The sequence below is a fragment of the Methanobrevibacter sp. genome, assembly GCF_030539555.1.
Taxonomy (GTDB): domain Archaea; phylum Methanobacteriota; class Methanobacteria; order Methanobacteriales; family Methanobacteriaceae; genus Methanocatella.
The window spans coordinates 1-22,359 of sequence record NZ_JAUNXX010000024.1 but is presented as its reverse complement, the minus strand read 5'-3'; the positions used below and the strand labels follow the sequence as shown (position 1 = coordinate 22,359).

Below are 22,359 nucleotides of genomic sequence, written 5' to 3'. Positions count from 1 at the left end.
ACTCTGTTTCCATTAGTAGTAACATTTGCTGTGATTGGTGTATCTTTCAGCACATGTCCGAAGATTTCAATGTCTTTGGATGTAGTGTTTGTGTTGAATACTGAATCACCCATGTATGTTGCAACTACAGTGTAGTTTCCAGGTTCAATGCTGTTGGTTAATGTTTCAACATGACCATCAATAACATCCATATACATAGTGTATTCTTCACCGGTTTCTTGCCAGAGCATGTAGAGTTTAACTAATCCTGTTGTAGCCTTATTCAAGTCAACCACAATCAGAGCAGTGTCTTCATCAGCTGTAATGTCAAGAGCAATATTAGTATTTTTCTTGGAAACTTCTGTTATGGTAAATGCCAGTTTAGTACTGTTCATATTGAAGTCGTCATCACCAAGGTAAGTTACATCAACAAAGTAACTGTTTGCCACCAGCATGGTTGTCAGTTTTGCGACACCATCTTCTACTTCAATATTAGTCACAGTACCTCCGACGGTCAGTTTTACAAAACCGGTAGCGTTTTCATCAACATTTACAGTTATTGTAACTCTGTTTCCAATCACATCAGCACGAGCACTAATTGGAGTATCCACCTTAATATGACCCAGGATAGTAAAGTCTTCATAAGTAATGTTGGTATTAAACCTGCTGTCTCCCATATATGTTGCAATTACTGTGTAATTGTCGACTGGAAGAGTATCTTCAAGAATGGCTTTTCCATTAATTACATCTGCATAGAGTGTGTATTGTCCTGTACTACCAATTACTTGGAATTTGATAAGACCTGTTGCAGCATCACTAACAGTAGCAGTCATTCCCACATAGTTTTCGTCAGTCACGACATCCAAGGAGATTGGAGTGATTTCCTTATCAGGCTCTACAATTGTGAAATCAAGTTTAGTGGAGTTCTTGTTGTAGTTTGCATCACCTAAATAGGTTATATTCAGGCTGTAGCTTCCGTAAGGCAATGAAGTTGTTAATTTTCCAATTCCATCTTCTACTGCAATGTTGAATACATTATCACCAAACAGAAGTTGGACAAATCCGGTAGCGTTTTCATCAACTTTAACAGTTAATGTAACTCTTGTACCGCTTGCAACAACATCTGCTGTGATTGGTGTATCTTTCAGGATATGTCCGAAGATTTCAACATCACCAGAGGTAGTGTTGGTGTTGAATACTGAATCACCCATGTATGTTGCAACTATAGTGTAGTTTCCAGGTTCAATGCTGTTGGTTAATGTTTCAACATGACCGTCAATAACATCCATGTACATGGTATATTCTTCACCGGTTTCCTTCCAGAGCATATAGAGTTTAACCAATCCAGTTGCGTTTTCATTCAAATCAACCATAATAAGAGCAGTGTCTTCATCAGCTGTAATGTTAAGATCAATAGTAGTATTTTCTTTGGAAACTTCTACTATGGTAAATGTCACCATTGTATTGTTCATATTGTAGTCGTCATCACCAAGGTAAGTTACACCAACAAGGTAACTGTTTGGAACCAGTACGGTTGTCAGTGTTGCGACACCATCAACTACTTCAATATTTGCAACAGTACCGCCAACAGTCAGTTTTACAAAACCGGTAGCGTTTTCATCAACATTTACAGTTATTGTAACTCTGCTTCCAACCACATCAGCACGAGCACTGATAGTAGTATTCTTCTTAATGTGGCCTTTGATAGTGAAATCCTCATAAGTGATGTTAGTGTTGAATCTGTCATTACCCATATAGGTTGCGACAACTGTGTAATCACCAGTCTCAAGGACATCCTCAAGAATAGCTACACCGCCAATAACATCAGAGTATACCACATATTCTTCCTGACCGATTACTTGGAATTTGACAAGACCAGTTGCCTTATCACTAACAGTAACAGTCATTGTAATATTGTTTTCCACAATCTCCATATCCATGGAAATTGGAGTATTATATTTACTGAATACATTAAATGTTGTAGTATTGGATGCGCTATAGTTAGCGTTGGCAATTGTTATGGAAGCTAAAATATCATCACCAATGGCCAAACCGTCAATTGCAGAACTTCCTTTACCGTCAACAACATTTACAGTATAATTCTGATTATCTATCTCTATAATGTATTCGCCATCAACTTCACCATTGACAATAGCAATAGCATTATCACCGAATACAATATCTTCAATAGAAACATCAACTGAAATGGATTTAGGAGCTACGTCAAATGCTGTTTCATTAAATCCGGAATAATTGCCATCAATAACAGTTACATTTGCAGCATGACTTCCGGCACTTAAATTAGGAACAGTCACATTTCCAGTGCCTTTTATGACAGTAACTACAATAGGTTCAGTTCCTACATAAACAAGATAGTCACCATCAACATTACTTTCAACAGTAACAGTGGCATTTTCACCATAAGTTATATTGTCTACAGAAACGATTACGTCTACACATCCTCTGACAAATATTTCACCATAGTTGATTATAGATTCTTTAGCGTAGTAAGAATCGCCTTCATAAGTACCTGTGACATTATATAATCCAGGATTCAGATTAGGAACAACAAGTTCATCCAGACAGGATTGTGTGATGCTGTAAACTTCCTTCTTATCCTTATCATATACTCTGTATGTAATGTTTCCGTATGCATTGAGTGGAACTTCTACAGTAATTGTTGCATTTTCACCCTGAACAATTGTATCGTTTGTTAAATTGAAAATACCTACAGCCTTATTAACTGTTAAAGTGGCATAGGCATATGCTTCATCATAATCGTCAGTTTCAAATACATAAACTGTGATTTCATAATTACCAGATTTGAAGTTTTCACTTGCGAATGTGAATGTTGCATTATCATTAACATATAATGAAACTGATTCGTTGCCAATAAATACTGTATAATAATCAGCAACATCAGCACTTACATTTACTTTAATCTCATCACCATAGTTGATGACAACATCACTGACAGTTATGTTTGGAGCGACTTTGTGAACTTTCACATTATCCATTGCAGTAGCTGAAAGGAAGTTTTTATCTCCCCTATACATTGCTACAACCAAATAATCGCCAGGAGCCAATGTGAGATTTTCCAGTTCCTTCTTAGAATATATCTTACCGTCCAGTTCATAGACAACATTAGCAGAAGCATTCTTACTGATTGTTGTATTAACTTTTAATTTTTCACCCTGAGTAATATCTGCTATTGAAATGCTCAATCCAGGATCTATACGATTGACAGTGAACATTTTGGTTATTTTATCAAATACAAAAGTGTTTGAATTAGCATCTTTTGGATTTAATACTACCTTATAGTCCCCACCGTTAAGAATACCTGCATTGTAGGTGAATTTATTGTCAGTTACGTTGACTGAATAGGTTTTGGAGTTAATGTCCAAATTAACAGGTAAGTTGAGGTTTGTACCGATATCAATAGTTCCTTCAATTGTTTCAGTTTGGCCGTAGTCAATATCCTGAACAGTGAAATCAACGTTTAGAGCATCAAATACTGAATTGGTAATGTTCACATTGCTGGAAACACTATAGATGTTTCTGTAATTATTTGCCTTATTGTTTGAAAATACACTGCCGTTGACAATTGCATTTCCTGATACAATGTATAATGCACCGTTGCCTGAAAGGGTATTGTCTGAAAATGTAGATTCAAGAACTGACAGTTTTTCGCCATCACTTAAAACAACATTTTTAACAGTGTTTTCTGTGAATGTACATTCTGAAATAGTACTTTGAACATTGTCGTATGCGCGGATTATATTATCCATAGTATTGCCTGTGAATATGGAATTATCAACAAGCAGATTAGTGTTTGCAACTGCAGAAATAACATCCTTTCCTCGAGTGTTATTGTAAAATGCAGAACTAATGACAACATCTGTACACTCAACAGCACGAATAATACTGCATTGGGATGAAAATATCTTGTCGTTTTCGGCAAATACACTTGATATAATTTTTACTGAATTCGCATTATCAATTGAAATGAGGTCATCATTAACTGCATTGTTCTCAAATGTTGATCCATTAACTATGAGATTGGATTGAGGCCGACTATCTATGATATTTCCACTAAATACATGGTCATAAAATTCACATTCAACAATGTTTAAATTTCCTTCATTATAGATTAATGCTTTAGTCGTATCTCCAGAAATAGCATTATTAGCAAAGGTACATCCATCAAGAGTCAAATTACCGTGATTTTCAAAAGTACCGTAATATTCTATCCCTGATCCAGCATTAGTGTTAAATCCTGTAATAACAATATCACATATAGTAACATCAGCGCTTTCATGAACATACATAAAGTAGTTATTGCTTGACTCTCCATCAAAAACAACATCTCCAAGAGGAATTATAGATAATTTCTTACCTGAAATGACAAATCCAAAATTGTACCCACCAGAATAGTTTCCTTCCATTACATAAATGACATCATCATCTGAAGTAGCATCGATGGCTTCACGTAATGTATCATATTTACCGCCAGTACTGTTGACAATGAAATTGCCCACATATTCACTGACTGTGAATGTGGTTGTGTTTACAGCATCGTTATGGTTTTCATCACCTTCACGAGCAGCAAATACAGTGTAATTTCCTTCACCGACTGCATCCAATGTTACTGTGGCCTGACCGCCTCTAATATTAACATTTAAAATCTTATTGTTGAAAACAATATTCAATAATCCGTCTTTACTTGCACTGATTTTTAAAACCGGTGCGGCCTGATCAGTATTTCTAAGGACAATATCATCTACAGTCAGATTGATGTAGACATTCGCCTTACGTATGATAAGCCTGTCGGTTATTGCTTCACCATAATAAATGTTGCCGTAGCCGTCATAAATGATTTCATCCAAGACAACATCATAAATACCTTTTGGCAAAATGTCTGTAACGTATTCAAACACACCGTCTGAAATTGTGACTGTTGCATCTTTATGATTGACAAAACCAGGCAATGTTACTTGAAGATCCATGTTGAATTCAGGGTTAAGTGTACCGGTAATTGTTGTAGGAATGCCGTATTCACCATCCGGAACAACCAGTATCACATCATAGAAATCAAATGTGTTTTCGCTGTATTGAATATCTCCTGCATTGTAAATGTTTGCACACTCTTCAGCATAGTTAATTCCGAATAGGGATTTTGTAAGTACCAAAGACTTGTTGTTGTAAATCGCACCACCTTTTCCGGCTGCGGAATTTGCAACGAATGTGGAATTGTCCACAGTCATAATATTATTGTTATAAATGGCACCACCGTCCATTTCACTGGATGATCCTGTGAATGTTGAATTGAATATGTTTGCTTCATTTCCATTGTAAATTGCTCCACCATATCCGTTTGCAGTGTTGTCTTCAAAAGTGGAGTTTATAACTTCTAAGGTTCCTTCACTATAAACAGCTCCACCATTGTAACCCTCATTTTCTGTGAAAACGGTGTCTTTAACAGATAATGACTTGGCGTTATAGATTGCACCACCATTTGCGAAATTATAGTTTTCTGTGAAATTGGAAGAGATGATTTCTGCAGCGCCATTGGTGTATACAACAGAACTCATATTGACAATATTGCTTGAAAATTCAACTGTATCGATGAATAATTGTCCATCATTCCAGACAACAGCATTATTAACAAAGTTAAGTGTAAATGTAGAGTTCAATATGTTTAATAAACCGGAGTTGTGTATGATTTCACCTGTTTCGAAACTGTCGAATGTACAGTTATTGATTACTAAAGTACCGTAATTTTCAATGCTTGCATGATTTTTTACAGCACCGTCAGTGAAGTATATGCCTTCAAATGCAACAGTGCATCCTTCAGCTATTGTAAAGAACCATGTTGTACTGTTTCCGTCGAAAACAACATCACGGCCTCTGAAATTCTTAAGAGTGAATGATTTGCTGATATCAATTCCCATTTGCTCTTCAACATAGTAATTCATATTTGCATATATAACTCCATTTTCACTAACTGCATCAATAGCATCGGTTAAGTTTTCATATACTTCATCTTCGGATATGATGAAATTCGGCACTTTCATTTCAAATTTGACATCAAAGATATATGTATTGAAGTCATGGTCGTTCATTACACCTACTGTATAGTTTCCGCCCATAACATCCTCAAAAGTGATGCTGAAATCACTTGAACCGTTGTTGTTAATAGCGTATAAAGGTGCTGTATCGAAGTACAATAAGACCACTGAATCAAAGGTATCATTAGATGTACCATTTACATAGACAGCCTGATTGATTTTATCCATAGTGAAATTGTATATTTCCCCATTAGCGTTAAAGATACAATATTGACAAGTTATTTCATCAACATTACCACCAGCAAAGTAATTCCTCACTTTCTCATCATCTTCACCTTGGTAGTTGTCTAAAAAGGTACATAACATAAATGATGCTGATGTTGATTGACCGTCCAAATTGTCATCTGCAATATAGATTGCTCCACCTTCACTTGATGCGGAATTGTTTATAAAGGTAGTGTTTACTGCAATAACCGTTGCATCATATTCTGCATCAGATTGACCAATATATATAGCTCCACCTTCATCAGCAGCGTTATTGTGGAAATTACAGTTGTTCAAGATCAAAGTACCCGCTTCCAGGTCAATAGCTCCACCATAAGTAGCAACCCCATTGATTACTGTAATGTTTTCAAGTGTGACGGTAGGACCGTCTGTCTGCTCTACCTCAAAAAACGGAGGTATCCCAGTCGGATATATTTCAGTATCATATGTTAAAAGCATGAAGTAATATTCGCCTCCACAGTCAAAGATAACCTCTTCATTTTCATAAGCCTTGATTGTTAATTCCACTTCTCCTTCAATATCAATACTATATACCTGATATGTTCCGCCTCTAACTGTAATGATACCTGAACCATATAACACAGCTTCATCGACTGCATCTTCTAGAGTATCGAAATATTCATAATCATCATCCTCATCGTATTGGAAAATGAATCTGCCTTCCCCATATTCATCACCAAGGTTATTATCTGGAGAATTAGCGAGATTTTCATCTGATTTAGCATTATCAACTGCAAAATACCTAACGGATGAAAAAGTCATTAAAGGTTGGCTCTGAATATTATTGGAAATGTCCACTAAAGAGTCATTTTCCCCCACATTGCCAGTTTCCATATCATCCATATTAGTATTTGAGATTCTTAAGCTAAATACCGGAAGATTTTCATTGACATTCAAATTGGCCTCAGTGGAATTTGATATGTAGTTTACGCGTTCCTGTGAAGTCACCTTGATTGTGTAATTGCCAGGATTCAATGTTTTATCTATTACAATAGTTCTGCTGCCATTGACAAATACAACATTTCTGTAATCTTCAATTTCAATTGTGTAAATTGATGGAACATCTGATTCTATGCTCAGAACAATGCTGTCATTATATTTTACATCCACATCTGGTACAGATATGGTCGGATTAGCTTTATAGACTTCAAAATTAACAATAGTTGATGATAAAGCGAAATCTTCATGATCATAGATAGCTACAAGAGTATATTTTCCTGCATCCAGTTTCAATGACTCGATTTCATCTTTTGTGTAATAATTTCCGTTCAGTTGGTAATCAATTGTACCTGTAGCAGTTGAAGGTAGACTTTCAACGACTTTAAGGGTTTCACCATAGGTAATATTGACAACTGAAACATTAAATTCCATACTACCACGGGTAACTCTGAAAATTTCACTTATACTGTCCATGAGATAAGTATTATTATTGTTATCTACAATACTGTTTAAAACAGCATAATATTTGCCGTGAGCCAATGTACCTGCATTATAGGCAAATGCATTGTTTTTGATTTCCACAATGCTGTTTACACCAGCAACTGTTAAATTGGCTGCTGCGTAGAGATTGGTACCGACATCTGCTGTACCGGTAATTGTTGAGCTTTCACCATATTGAACAGATGGTGCATTTAATTTAGTATCCTTAACATCGAAAATGGAATCATGGGCCACAGTAAATCCATTGCTGTAAATATTCCTGTTTTCTCCAGTGTTATTTGCAAAAAGACACTCATCAATGAATGCTGTAACTTTAGGAGATGTTGCAATAGCACCATTTGTTGCAGTGTTATTTATAAACGCACTGCTATCGATAAATAAGCTTAACTTTTTATCATTAGGGTTTTTGATTAAAATTGCAGAACCAACCTTACCTTTATTGTTAGTGAAGATACAACTGCCAATGCTGGTTTTATAACATCCATCAAGGCATATGACTCCGCCATCAACATTGCTGTTGGAGTTGTCTTCAAAATTGGACAAACTAATATCAAAGATTACATCACTATTGTTTGCGTTGACATATATTACTCCGCCTTCAAGTTGAGTTTTTTCTCCCAAATTATTTTTGATGTCGTTTTTCTTGAAGCCAGATGTTGTGACAGTCAGATATCTGGAATTGTCGCCAACATATATTGCAGACCCTTTAACAGCAGTATTTTGTTCAAAATCACATGAAATGACTGCTGCTTCAAATTGTGTTATGTTTTTGAAGTGCACTGCTCCGCCTTCACGTGCAGTGTTATTTATGAATTTGGAATCAGTGATTGAAACGTCATCATGACCCACTGATGTGACAGCTGCAGTACTTGCTTTTAAAGGAGCGACATTATTTATGAAATTACAGTTGTCAATTTCCAGTGACTCTCCGTCACTAAATATGGCTGCTCCACCGTTTCCGGCAAATGATGTTTTTGTAATCTTATTGTCAGTGAAATTACATGAATCCAGTGAAAGATATCCATGATTGACTATAGCTCCATAATTGGTATTTCTGTTGTGAATTCCTCTGAATGTTATGCCATATATATCAACCATAGCGTTTTCATTGACTATTATGAAATTGGCGTCACGACCATTAGCATCAAAGACTGCACCACCCAATGCAACGATTTCAAGAGCCTTATCAGATATTACTATTCCTGTTTGTGAATATGTACCGTTTTTAACATAAATAGTATCCTCTCTATTGGAATTGGATACCGCCTCAGCCAAGGTATCATATTCAACATTTGTACTCACTACAAGGAAGTTGCTGTAGGTTTTACCAACTGAAAAAGTGGTGAAATTCATGATAAGATAATAATTTTCATCAGCATCACGCATACCGACTACTGTATAATTGCCCAAATCAAGGCCGGTCAGCTGCATGCTGCCTTTACCATTTACAACTTGAACTTGATAATATTTATTTTGAATGAAAATAGTATAATTCAAATCCCTATCAGCATAAACATTTAAAACAGGTGTTTCAGGTATCAATACATCATTTACTTCAAGAGTTAATGATATTTTAGCCTTTTCAATTCCAATTTTTGCATATGCCGGATTAATTAAATAGAATTCATTTTGGTATAAATCAGAATAGTAATCATGTTGCCAGAAATGGTCCCTACTGTCTCCCTGAGTATACATACCCTCCATTACTATTTCATGTGTTCCGCCAGGAAGTACTCCAAGATTTAGTTCAAATTTTTTATTTACAACAGTGACCATATCCCCAAAGATATTTTCCTCATCTGCAATTCCTGTTAAAAGAGTATAAGTATTATTTAAATTTGATCCCCAGTCAAAGTTACCATAAAGAATAGAATCAGAACCATAGGAAATATCATCTAAACGTATTGTCAAATTCAAATCATATTCATTGAACTCGAAATTAAATTTCCTTGTGAGTGATTCGAAGTATATGTTCCTGTAATTTCCAAGATTTGTATCAAAAACACAATATGTCATGTTTATGAGACTTTCACTCTGACTGGTTATATAAACAGCTCCACCTAAGTTAGCAGAATTTCCTATAAATTCATTACCATAGAGTTCAAGATTAGTAGCATATATTGCCCCACCTTCATTGGCCTCATTCAAGTTAAATTCTGAGTTGGTAACATTTAAAGTTGTGGAAGAATCAGCATTGATAGCTCCACCCTGAGTACCTGAATTGGAAGTGAAAGTACAGTCATCTATATTTACAATAGTGCTTTTAAATAGTGTTGGACCGTTTGATTCAAAAGTACAGTTATACAGTGCCAGATTTGAATTTTGCGCATTAATCGGATTTCCATTGCCACCATAACCATCAGGATTTTTAATATTGTTAAATTTACAATCTGAAATGTAGCCCTCTGAACCAGCAGTGAATTTTAATGCTGAATCTGCAAAGTAGCCGGTTATAGTTATATCTTCAATAGTGAGTTTGGAATTAGAACCTACAGTCAAGAAATTACTTCGACATACAATCTGACCCCCGACTTTATCAGAGTCTCCTGAAAAAGTGACATGATCCCAATCAGATTTCGGCATAATTGTTACTTCTTTATTGTTAATCTCCACGTTAAGATTACTAGAACCTGTGTAAGTTCCGCCTTTAACAGCAATTTCACCACTTCCACCATTAGAAATAGCATTTACAGCATCACTTAAAGTTTCAAATACTCTTTCATCATTTAAAATAAAATTAGGTTCTATAATTGTAAAAGTATTTCCTGAATACTCATATCTTTTTTCACTACCTTCCATCAGGTAAACTGTATAGGTTCCTTTATCAAGGTCTGTGAAAGTTGTACTATAGCCACTAGCCCCAGTATTATCATCATAAAACTTACCATCTTTATATAAAACCACCAAATTTATAGTTTCATCAACAACAGGAGTTATTGTAACTGATTTTTCAGGAGCATCCACATCAATATGAAGATCACCGCTTCCTACAAACAGACAATTTGTAAAAGACCAAACTGGAGTTTCACCACTATCTATACTATAATCCTCAAAGTCGTTTTCTTCATCAGAGCCCTTTTTATTTCCTTTAAAATAACAGTTGTTAAGTGTAACTGAACCTGAATCTTCAATACAGATGGCACCACCGTGTCTATCAGCCTTATTGTTTATGAACCTGCAGTCGTTGGCTATAAGTGAACCTTCATCCACAATTATGGCACCACCCAATCCGTAACTAACTCCATCGGAAGAAGCATGATTTCCCTCAAATATACATCTGTACAAGGTCAATTGTGCACCATCTTCAACTTCCAGAGGACCATCATTTCCTTTCCCATTTTTAAAGGTGATGTCACTGATGGTGACATGTATATCCTCATTAGTTATATGCAAGAACCAACCTTTTTCCTCACCGTCAAAAATAACTTGATGGTCTGAGCCGTAAGGCTGGATTGTATATGTACCCTTCGTATTAATTTTATATTGAAAATCATCATCATCGGAAGTGTATTTATATGTACCTCTCCAAATCTTTATTGTTCCTCCACCATTACTCTCAGCCGCTGATAAGGCATCTTCAAAATCTTCGTACCATTTATCAGTTTTATCATAGTAAAAATTATTTCCACCGGATTTAAGCAAATCATCATCTGAAGCAGAAAGCACCTCTTCACCTACATTGGAAGAAGCATCTCCCTTTACTTTCCCATCGGAAATTTCATCCGAATTATCATTTACATTAATTTCAACATCACTGCCATCTTCACTTTCAAGCGAAGTGGCATTGTCTTCTAAAGCAACAGAAGCTGTTGCAATATCCGTATCACTGGCATCTTCAAGCAATGTATCATTTGTATCAGCCGCCGAAATTGCACCGATACTTATAATCATTACAAGAGATATCACCAGCAATATCCCTATCGTTTTTTTCTTCATTTTAAAATACCTCAATTGTATAAGTGATTAAAGAATATTTAGAGATGAACTCTCATTTCTTCAGATTCTTAAAACCGCATTACAATAAATACAACATCCCCCAGAAGAGCCGTTACGATTATTACAAACCCCATGACTTGCGAATAATGGTATCTCCAGCCATTACAGGAATACTGTCCCGTGTAATATTCCAAGTACCTACTGTTTGAGGCAATTATAGGTATCAAAGAATTACGAACCATTTGAATTGTCTATTGCATTGATATCGATTGCAGCACTAAGACTTCCCCTAACTCAATAAAACACAGGTCATTAATATTAATGGAACCTTGGAGTGTTCATTATGAGTTTCATTCATATTTTTAATCCCCCCATACCACTTTAAAAATTTTAAGAAAATATTGACGACTAATGTTGATTGTAGATGTTCAATATTTATCTTAATAATATTTATCATTTTACTGTTTTATAAATTCTTTGTTGTATAATGAATAAAAACAATATAACAGTTACTATTTTACAATATAACAGAACGTTTGTTCTTAATATTAATTTTTAACAACAGAACGCTCGTTCTCTAAATCACTTAATAACAATGAAAAATAAAACAATGAAAATTAATTTTGAATTAAAAATTAGAAAGCAAAACTCCATAATTTCAATTAACTAAATCATTATCGCCACCAGAATTAGCATCCAGCACATATTAAAAAAATAATGGCATGCAGTTAAGATTGGTATTTTCTAAATGCATAGGCAAGAATTGATCCTGCAAAATTCTGCCAGACGGAATAAAGCGCTCCTGGAACTGTTGCCTGGGACAAGTTTGGAAAATGGGTTTTTGCAAGGCTGGTTGACAAACCCGAATTTTGAAACGCAAGTTCGATAGCTACTGTAATTATCTGTTTTCTCTCCATTCCTGCAAGATAACCAATTCCAAATCCAATTAACATTGCAAGAATATACTGCAGGACAATGACAATGAGTATTATAGAAGATGAAGTTAAAATAGCCTGTTTATTGGCACCAATTACTCCCGCAACGATTAGACAAATTACAATAGATGATACGGTAGGTAGATAATCTTTTAATTTTTCACAAAAATCAGGGAATTTGTAATTCAAAATCAAACCTAAAATAATTGGAACGATTACTATTTCAAGAATTGAAATGAACATGTCAACCGGATTGAATTGAATCTGATTGCCGATTAACAATAACGTGATTACTGGAGTTAATATGGGTGAAATCACTGTAGAAACTGCAGTCAAAGAAACGGACAATGCCACATCCCCCTTTGCAAGAAAAGTGATGACGTCAGATGCAGTTCCTCCAGGTACAGTTCCAACAAGAATTAGACCGACCGTCAAGGCAGTATCAAGAGAAAATGCACTTGCAAGAGCAAATGCGATAAGAGGCATTATGATATATTGTGCTGAAATTCCAACTGTAACTGCCTTAGGATTTCTGAACACATTTATGAAGTCATCCACTTTCAATGTGGTTCCCATTGTAAAAAGAACAATACTTAAAAGCAAATTGATAATATTGATGCCATTATATTCGCTTAAAACCCATTTAAATGAATTTGAATAAACTAGAGAAATAGCTACTGCCAACAATATTACGATGAAAAAATATTTTTCAATAAATTCAAAAATCCCTTTCATATTTTAATTTTTGATTTTAATTATAAAAAATATATTGATTTGTATTGCCTATAATACAGTTTGTTGAACCACCCCACCCTAAAAGAGGGTGGGGATTCCTGAATTTTTTTTCACTTAATGGTTTAATTTAAGTATTTTTTCAGGCTATCCCCGTTGAACCAGCGGTTTAGTATATTAATTGCTGCGTTTATGTCTCTATCAAGTATTTTTCCGCATTCTTTGCATTTCCAGTTGCGTGTTTTGACTTTTAACTCTTGTTTTATGTGTCCGCAGTGGTGGCATGTTCGACTTGTATTGTAGGGTTTTACAAATTGTACGCCTTCTGCTTGTGGTTTGTAGAGTTGGAATTTGTCTTTTAGTCTTTGTATGAATCGCGATAGAGGAAATATCATGTTTTGTTCTCCTCCGATTAAGATTTTGATAGTGGAGTAGTTTTTTTCAAAGACTATAGTGTCGTATTTTTTGACTAGTTGATAGGTTAATTTTTCAATGTAGTCTTTTAGTTGGTTTGTTCTTTTGTTGTACCATTTTTTTAGTCTTTTTTCTTGTTTTTTCCATCGTCTGCTTCCTTTTCTGCATTTGGACATTAATCTGTTGATGTGTTTAATCATTTGGTTGTCATGATCAACATCAAAGAATTCTTTTAGTCCTTTACTTGTGACTAACCATCCGTTTTTATTGGAATTTATATCACATCCAATGTGTTCTTTTGTCAATTCCAGTTGTTCTGGTTGTTGTGTTTCTATGTTGATTGATGCGTAGTGGTGTAATCCGTCATAGTATACTGTGATGTTGTTGAATTTAGTATTGGGATGGTTTAATAAGTCCAGGTATTCTACGCTTGTGCTGAATTTTACTTTTCCGTGTTTTCTTAAGGTTAGTGTGTTGTTTTCTACTGGTCTTTTTTCTTTTCGGATGGTTTGTCTGAAGCTGGGTCGTGTTTTCTTTTTAGAGTGAAATTTTGGCTGATTGTGTCTTTTGCTTTTAGCACAGTTTGTGAACGCTTTATGCAGATCATCTCTTGCCTGTTGGAGGCTGGTGGACTCTGTTTCCCTCAAGTATGGTAATTCTTTTTTGGATTCGTTTAAGAATTGATTTAATTCTTTTTTAGTTGGAATTTTAGTAGAATCATCTCCATATTTGGCTTTATATTTATTTAAAAGTTCATTATGGGTTTTGCGAGTGCAACCATAGTTTTCTTTAAACATGATTTCTTGTTTGGGAGTTAAATGAAGTTTAACAACAACGCCTCGAATATATTTGTCCATAAAATCACAAATCCTCCAGATTCATTTGTTTTTTTTATAATATTTTTTCCCTAAAAAGAAATGAAAAAACATCTACTCTTTTTTAAAACAACAATTAAAATTACATTAATTGAATAATATGTCCTTTGTAATTACCCCCTTATAAAAAATGAGTAAGAGCATTTGAAAAGTATTCGAATAACGAACTCAGAACAATTTTTCAAATCCAAAACAATATTTATAACAAAAAAAAGTTATACTGAACAAAAATTCATGACCTAAAATAGCGTCAAGAACACACAAAATAAAAATAAACGCAATAAATTTAATTAAAAAAGATAGTACACCCAATAGTGCAATTCATCCCCAACTTTCAGAAGTTGGGGTATTCTTGCATGTTAAAGATAAACAGGAAAATTCTTGCACAATAATGTTAAAATAGAATACAAACATATAAATTTATTAGTGGTAGACTATGAGCAACAAATCAAACATGACAATTATCGGAGGCACAAGAGGTCTTGGCAGATGGATGGCGGAACACTTAAGAAATGATTTCAACATCACAATAACAAGCCGTGATGCAATATCTGGAAGAAAAATCGCTGAAGAGCTTAATGTAGATTATACTAACGACAATATCGATGCAGTTAAAGATGCAAACATCATACTTTTTTGCGTTCCCATTGAGTTTATGGCGGACACAATTAAAGAGGTGGCGCCCCATGCTCCTGAAGGGTCACTTCTGATGGATGTTGCAAGCATTAAAAAAGAAGCTGCAGAAGCCCTGGATAAATACGCTCCCGAAAATGTGGAGATATTGCCCTGCCATCCGATGTTCGGACCACGGGTCCCCACACTCGAAAGACAGATTATCGTACTGACACCAATCAAAAACAGATCAGACAAATGGCTAGGCCGTGTTAAAGAGTATTTGACTAAAACCAACTGTGAAATTGTCCTGACAACCCCATCAGAACATGACAAATACATGAGCATCGTTCAGGGACTGACCCATTTCTCATTTATCGCACTTGCTTCAACAATCAGGAAACTGAATATAAACGTTAAGGAATCCAGAAACTTTTCAAGTCCTGTTTACAGTCTGATGCTTGACATGGTGAGCCGCATAGTCTTTCAAAATCCATATCTTTACTATTCCATACAAAAGAACAATGATGAAACCGGAAATGCAAGAAAAGCACTGATAAAAGAAAGCATATATCTCTCCGATTTGATTGAACATGGTGCCGAGGAAGACTTTGTAAATAGTATACTGGAATCAGCCAAGCATTTGGATGAACGTGAAGAAGCGTTAGTGCGTTCAGATAAGGCAATAAGCATGACAACGCAAAAAGCAAACATACTGACTAAATCAATCGGTAAAGAGATTGGATTGAGACAGTCATATTCTCAGGAAACATATGTTGGAACCGTGAAAAAAGTAACCGCAAAAAGCGCTATAATAAATGCAGGTGGTGAAGAGCTCACGCTCAACATTTCCCATATCGACATAATGTCTGAAAGTGAACTTTATGAGTGGAAGAAAAACAACCTCAAACTGGAACATGCCGATTTAAGCGTAATTCTCCCTTCACAGTGTGATGAAAAATATTTGCTACAAATGTTTAAAAACATTGACCCTGTAATCGATGCCAAAATAACCAACGCAATCGGCAACGGTTCAAAATCAATCTACACATTCCATTACACAGTATTTGATGAAAAAGACAAAGCCCATGTTGAAGAATATATAAAAGGAATTGGAGGCGAAATCTGCTAATTACACGATTCATATAATAACTATATCGCTGTATAAGGAAATTATCAATATTTCAAGTTGAAAAAAACAAGAGTTAACATTTTGATAGTCCTTTATTTTTTTAGTAATCTTTTTATTAAATATCAAACATATTCAACATTATGTTTGAAACGGTTTTTTATTTCCCATGGGAAGTTTCTCTTATATTATTCATGCAAAGTTCCCTTCCAGGTTTTGTATTGAGATTCTTTGAAATTATAGCAGATGTCATTACTAAAAATGTCATTGCACTGATATTCATTTCAATATATTTGGCATACAACAAGGACTGGGGTAAATTCACATTACTTTCGTTGGGTGTGGCTGGTGTGTGCTGCGAATTTGTCAAGGTGACCGTTGCACGTTTAAGGCCATATGCTGTTGTGGATAAAATCAAGTGTATTCATGCCAATGTGCCTGACCAGAATCCTCTAAACTTTAAAATACAGGGATATTCACTTCCAAGCGGACATACAATGATGGCAACCAACTTGTTTTTGGCCATTCCAATATATGTCAGGAATTATCTGTATGTCGTTGTTGGTATGATTGGAGTTTTGATTGTTGCGCTTTCAAGGGTCGGATTAGGTGTTCACTTTCCGAGTGATACTATAGTCGGATTTATCATTGCTTTGGCGATAATTTTAATATTATCTCGTATTTTCGACATAATTGAAAATAGAGCATATATCTATTTGGGTATTGTAGCACTGTCTTTGGTGGGAATCGTATTCTGTCCGGCAATAAGTTATATTAAATATGTGGCTTTGGCTTTGGGAATTTCATTAGGTTTTCTTGTTGAGGAAAAATACGTTAACTTCGAAAATCCCAAAAGCAGACGGGATGCAATAGTCAGACTTGTGGGAGCAATCATATTGTTTGTATTGCTTTTTGTATTATTCCCGAAAATTGCAGGAAACAGTGATTTGGTTAAATGTATCGTGCATTCTCTATGTACATTCATAATGCTTGCCATATATCCTTTAGCATTTAAAAAGATTGATAAGGACGGATGATTGAATCCGTTAATCAACTTTACTTTTTTTGATATTATCCTGTTTTAGGTGCAATAACATTCTTGAAATAGTGATAAGCAATCATTCCAGCATTAACTTAAATCATAGAATGATTTTAGCTTGACTGCATCCGCATCAAAACTCAATTATTCATCTTTTTGATAGTCAATTATTGCAAATATCCTTTTGATGCTTGATAGGGAAGTTTCAATAGAAGCCATCGAACTGCTTAGTTTTTTAATAGGCTTTGTCAATAACTGTACATACATAATAAATGCCAATAAAGTTCCCAGCTGTATTTCATTAACTGATAAAAAGTAAATACCTGCAGTATAAACGGTTATATTACTTATATTTATTAAAAATGTTGTAATCGGCACCATAACATTGGTAATGTTTTTGGATTTGACATAACAGTCAATTACAGTTTGATTGATTTTTTTAAACCCTTTTTCATGAAACGAATCACGATTTGACAGGCCTCTTTCAAAATAGCTCATCATTCTGCCTAAATGCTTTTGATGGGCCTCGTAATGGGTTTTGGATTTAAAATCGCATATATAAAAGCAAATGACATAAACCGGCAATATCGCCAGATATATCAAGCTCAATCTAAAGTCAGTCATCAACATCAATACAATTACAAAAGCTATAGTTAGGATTTGTGCATAAATTTCAGAAAATCTGGATGAGACAAACTCCCTGATGTTCATCACATCGTTGTTTAATCTAGATAGGACGAGACCCTTTGAATTTTCCTGAATGAAACCGGAACCGACAACATCAAGCTTTTCAAATAATTTAATTCTTAATTTATATGCTACCCTTTCACCGGTGGCCCCCATGATTCTTTTTGGAGGTAATCTTAACAGATACCCTGCAGAGTATAATATCAAAAGCAAGGCGATATTGGTGTAGATAGCAATATCGTTGGATGAATTCAAATTAGAACTCAATAAATCAACGGTCTTTCCTGCAACTTTTGGAGCATAAACCATACATAATGTAGATATCATGAGTAAAATCATTGATATTATTACTTTTCTCCTATCCTCGTTTAATATTCCGATTAATTTATCGACGAGGTCGTTTCTTTCAGCCCATATGCCTTTATCCTCTACGGTGATATCCTCCTCAACAATTTCTATTGTTTTTGGAGTATCATTTGTGTTTTTAGATTTTATGATTTTATCTTCCAGATTCAAAACTTCCTCTAAACGCACGGAAGTTGCATATGCACGTGGCCATCTGTCAATCAATGCCGGAATAACAGACAATGTAGAAATGAAGTATGCAATATATACCAAAATAATCAATGAATCAACTACACTGTCAGTTTCAAAGCCAATTGTGTATCCGGAATTAACCATTGCCAATGTAATCAGAACAATAGCATATAAACCCCATATTAACACTGGTCCGAGGTAATATTGGCTTAAAATATATGTTACATTTTTATTTAAGGAATTCTCACATGCCTTTTCAAATTCAGTTTCATACTCCTGTTTATTAAATTGGACCTTATTGGCTATATCACTGATTTTAGATAGGAATAACAGGTTCAGTTTTCCGTATGTCTTTTTAGCTCTGAAAAATATTTCTACAATCTTTTTCATTCTCAAGATTACGATTGCTGCAATAATGATAACAGATGATAAGAAAAATATCGTATAAGTACTATCAATCAATGCTATTTCATATAAAACCGCTATAAATGTAATGGGAATCAGAATTAACTGTTCCAGTATTATCACTATAAATCCCTGTTCTGAGGACATACCTCTGGTTGACCGTGTAACAAGCCCTGAAATTTTAAAGTTATCGATTTCCTCATCAGGCAGGTTCATCAGAATATGAAAGATTTTCTCACGCACAATATATGCTGCTTTTGAGGATACCCTTGTTGAGAAAAAAGAAACAACATACAAGGAAATCACTGAAATGAGCGTATACATTAACATATATAATCCGGATTTGAAAAGCAAATCAATATTTTGATTTTTAACACCAGTTAAAGCCGCACTGAACAGATCAATTATTTCCATTTGAAAGAATGTCTGAACGATTATTAATGTAAAAATAAGTAATACTGTTTTCCACTGGGATTTTAATGCAACACTCAAAAACTTTTTCATGATAATAATTTAGTTTTTAAATAATAAATATATAATTCCCCACTTGCATTGAAATTGGTCAAAACAGTGCATCGCTGATAACTTAAATGATTTGTGATTACAAGTATTAAGTTGAAAAAAGACAAATCCTATGTTGAAGAGTATATTAAAAGAATTGGAGGCGATATACGCCAATTACATTAGATCTGCTATTTTAATTTCAGCATCGCCTAAAATTTCAATGACATTTTCATTGCATGATTTCATTATAACTCCGCCTTCACAGTCATTTTGCATAATGAGAAGAACACGGAGCCCTGCAGAGGATACATATTCCAGTTTAGAACAATCGATAAACACACTTACGATAGCATTATCTTCCTTAATTTTCTCATAATTGGCAAGAAGCTTAGGTGCGCTTAATGTATCTAAATTTCCCGACAAGATTAAATTAAGCCTATCACCATCGATTGATGCATCTGCATTAAAAGAATCTGTCCCTGCATCAGAAATATCAACATTGACTGATTCATCAACTGTAATTTTCCATATGTATACTCCCTTAAGGCCTTCCTTAATCTGAGCTACAATCCTGGGATCTGCATTTTCCAAACTTCTAAACTCAGATACATGCTCGGCATATGGAATCTTCTCCAGTTTAAATCCCTTAGATGTGATATAATTCATTGCGTTTTTCATATTTTCTTGAACATCCCCTAAGGAACTAACAGTTATTGTATTTTGCACAATCGTTGCATCAGATTTGTCTTCTACTCTGTACTTGGATGTATACATAATATCACTTGTTCTCTGCCCGTAGAAAGCTTTTACTATCACAACATAGAGACGGGATATCTCAGGGTCAAGAGTAATCCAATATCCTCCATGCTCGGCAAGAATCTTTTTGATGTTATCGCACATGGCATCCAGCTCAGAGTCTGTAAGATACATCAGGAGTCCTTCTGTTGTTATACATACCTTTCCGTCAATCTTGTCGAATGCAGATTTAGGGATTGATAATTGGTTGCATCCACTCCCTCGAAATTGACAAGCGTTCTCTGTTCATCATCCAGCAAGGACATGATGGCAGGTTGAACTTCATTAATTGTTGCAGGAAGGTCCATTCCAACAAATTTCTTGCCACTTCTTGCAAATTCAATGGCTCCGGGTGTGAAACCGCATGGCAAGTCAACCACTGTAAAACCTGATTCCTTAGCGAGTTTTCCATTAGTAAAGTATCTTACTTCCATAATGACGCTGTTAATGAAAAGGTCATCCTCATCGGCCTTGACTGTCTTACTATCCTGAGTATCTTCCCGTGTAAGATTCATTCTTTCGGCTACAGCTTTGGCATCTTCATGACCTGCAGCGGCCAATTGAAAAAGAGTCATCCTGGCAGTATTGAATATAGGATTCGTCCTTTCCAATAATTCCTGATCAGTTTCTATTCCTTCAATATTAAACATGTTATCCAAATTCTATTAAATGTACATTTCTAAAAAATTATATAATTTCTCCTTTTAATTCCGCATTTGCGTTGAAATCTTTGAACATTACCCAATTTCAATGGTAAACTTAAAAAAAAGAATAAGATGAAGATTATCTTATTCTGTTGTAAACAAACGCCCCTATTGTAATAATCACAAATGCAGATATTATAATTACTGCATTTCCAATAACATTAATCAAGAAACTGCCAACTGATTTCAAGAAGTCTAAAATCGCTTGAATTAGGGCTATTAATTGATTGATTAAATCTATAATGAAATCTATTAAAGCAAACAGCAATCCTAAAAGTTGCTGTATAAGTGATATGATTGCAGAGATAAGTTCTACAATGAAATTCAATATAGATTCAATTAAGTTTAAAAGCTGATCAAGGGCGGTCAATAGCATGCCCAACAATTTTAAAAGCCCATCCAGTTCATTCCATATCGATTCAAGCATCTTTAAAAGTTCTCGAAGACCATCCATCAAAGACTGAATTTCCGCCATAAAGTCTTCAACCAAATTCACCAGTCCTTCCAGAGCATTTACAAACATTAAAACATCATTTATTAAAGTGTCGATAATTGGTTTCCAGGAGCCATAGAGTGAATTGGCAAGGAAAGCCAAATAATCATATGATCCTTTTAGGAATGTGGCATTTGTCTGATTATCTAATGGCTGAGTTATATTTGTAATGTTGGTTGTATTGGTCGTATTGGTTGTGTTGGTAACATTTGTCGTATTTGTTACATTTGTTAAATTAGTGGTCTGATTTATGACTTTTTCATTATCATTGATTGTTCTGAATGATACTTTATATGCAAAATAATCTGATACATTACCAGATACAGATTCCAAAACTTCAAAATCAAAAACAGCTTCAGTATGATTATTTATTTTAACGACCTCATGATCACCTATCCTTTGAGAAGTTGAAACAGCTTTACTGACATTACTGCCTGAAGAAGCATTTTTAACAAAAATGCTATTCATGTTTCCAACTTGACTTGATGAATCATGTGTGTAGCGGTTTATTATAGCTACTTTCATCGAATTTGAATTACTTGCCTTTGATGTAGAGACACGTTTGAATTGATCTCCAGGACTTGCAGGGGATTTTGAATAATCAAGCATAAATCCTTTAAATCCATCGCTAAACATAATTCCATTTCCGCTTCCTTTAGCTAAAATGTAATTATTCTTGGATTTATCCGTTTTGTTTTTATTTGTTGTCTTATTCTTGTTAGTTGTTTTCTTTGTATCGACTTTTTTGTTTTTATCAATTGTTTTATTTTTATTGATGTTTTTATCCGTA

10 protein-coding genes are annotated in these 22,359 nt (G+C 34.7%); 3 read left to right on the top strand and 7 right to left on the bottom strand.

Features of this window, described 5'->3' with window-relative positions; all coding sequences use genetic code 11:
* Positions 1 to 11,708, bottom strand: an 11,708-nt coding sequence (locus Q4Q55_RS06005; RefSeq protein ID WP_303371917.1) for an Ig-like domain repeat protein, incomplete at its 3' end; no start/stop codon positions are given.
* 23 nt (positions 11,709 to 11,731) lie between these two features.
* Here Q4Q55_RS06005 and Q4Q55_RS06000 point away from each other — a divergent pair.
* Positions 11,732 to 11,917: a hypothetical protein gene (locus tag Q4Q55_RS06000; RefSeq protein WP_303371916.1), complete on the top strand. Its 186-nt coding sequence runs from the start codon at positions 11,732 to 11,734 to the stop codon at positions 11,915 to 11,917.
* A gap of 519 nt (positions 11,918 to 12,436) precedes the next feature.
* On the opposite strand, the gene Q4Q55_RS05995 is transcribed toward Q4Q55_RS06000, so the two are convergent.
* Positions 12,437 to 13,378: a bile acid:sodium symporter family protein gene (locus Q4Q55_RS05995; RefSeq protein WP_303371915.1), complete on the bottom strand. Its 942-nt coding sequence runs from the start codon at positions 13,376 to 13,378 to the stop codon at positions 12,437 to 12,439.
* Between the two features lie 122 nt (positions 13,379 to 13,500).
* Positions 13,501 to 14,646: a transposase gene (locus Q4Q55_RS05990; protein WP_303371914.1), complete on the bottom strand. Its 1,146-nt coding sequence runs from the start codon at positions 14,644 to 14,646 to the stop codon at positions 13,501 to 13,503.
* A 454-nt stretch (positions 14,647 to 15,100) separates the two neighbouring features.
* Here Q4Q55_RS05990 and Q4Q55_RS05985 point away from each other — a divergent pair, with 454 nt between their 5' ends.
* Both Q4Q55_RS05985 and Q4Q55_RS05980 read left to right on the top strand, forming a co-directional pair.
* A complete protein-coding gene (locus Q4Q55_RS05985; RefSeq protein WP_303371913.1) occupies positions 15,101 to 16,408 on the top strand; it encodes a prephenate dehydrogenase in 1,308 nt (435 codons plus the stop codon).
* A gap of 140 nt (positions 16,409 to 16,548) precedes the next feature.
* Positions 16,549 to 17,442, top strand: a complete 894-nt coding sequence (locus Q4Q55_RS05980) for a phosphatase PAP2 family protein (RefSeq protein ID WP_303371912.1) — start codon at positions 16,549 to 16,551, stop codon at positions 17,440 to 17,442.
* Between the two features lie 146 nt (positions 17,443 to 17,588).
* Here the strand turns inward: Q4Q55_RS05980 and Q4Q55_RS05975 are convergent, their stop codons facing one another.
* The 4 genes from Q4Q55_RS05975 to Q4Q55_RS05960 form a co-directional block, all read right to left on the bottom strand.
* Positions 17,589 to 19,577 (bottom strand): ABC transporter transmembrane domain-containing protein, encoded by a 1,989-nt coding sequence (locus tag Q4Q55_RS05975; RefSeq protein WP_303371911.1) that lies wholly within the window; start codon positions 19,575 to 19,577, stop codon positions 17,589 to 17,591.
* Between the two features lie 174 nt (positions 19,578 to 19,751).
* Positions 19,752 to 20,507, bottom strand: coding sequence for an STAS domain-containing protein (locus Q4Q55_RS05970; protein WP_303371910.1), 756 nt, complete (start codon positions 20,505 to 20,507; stop codon positions 19,752 to 19,754).
* A 17-nt stretch (positions 20,508 to 20,524) separates the two neighbouring features.
* Positions 20,525 to 21,022, bottom strand: a complete 498-nt coding sequence (locus tag Q4Q55_RS05965; RefSeq protein WP_303371909.1) for a hypothetical protein — start codon at positions 21,020 to 21,022, stop codon at positions 20,525 to 20,527.
* Between the two features lie 133 nt (positions 21,023 to 21,155).
* Positions 21,156 to 22,359 (bottom strand): hypothetical protein (locus tag Q4Q55_RS05960; RefSeq protein WP_303371908.1); only part of this gene is annotated, 1,204 nt, incomplete at its 5' end.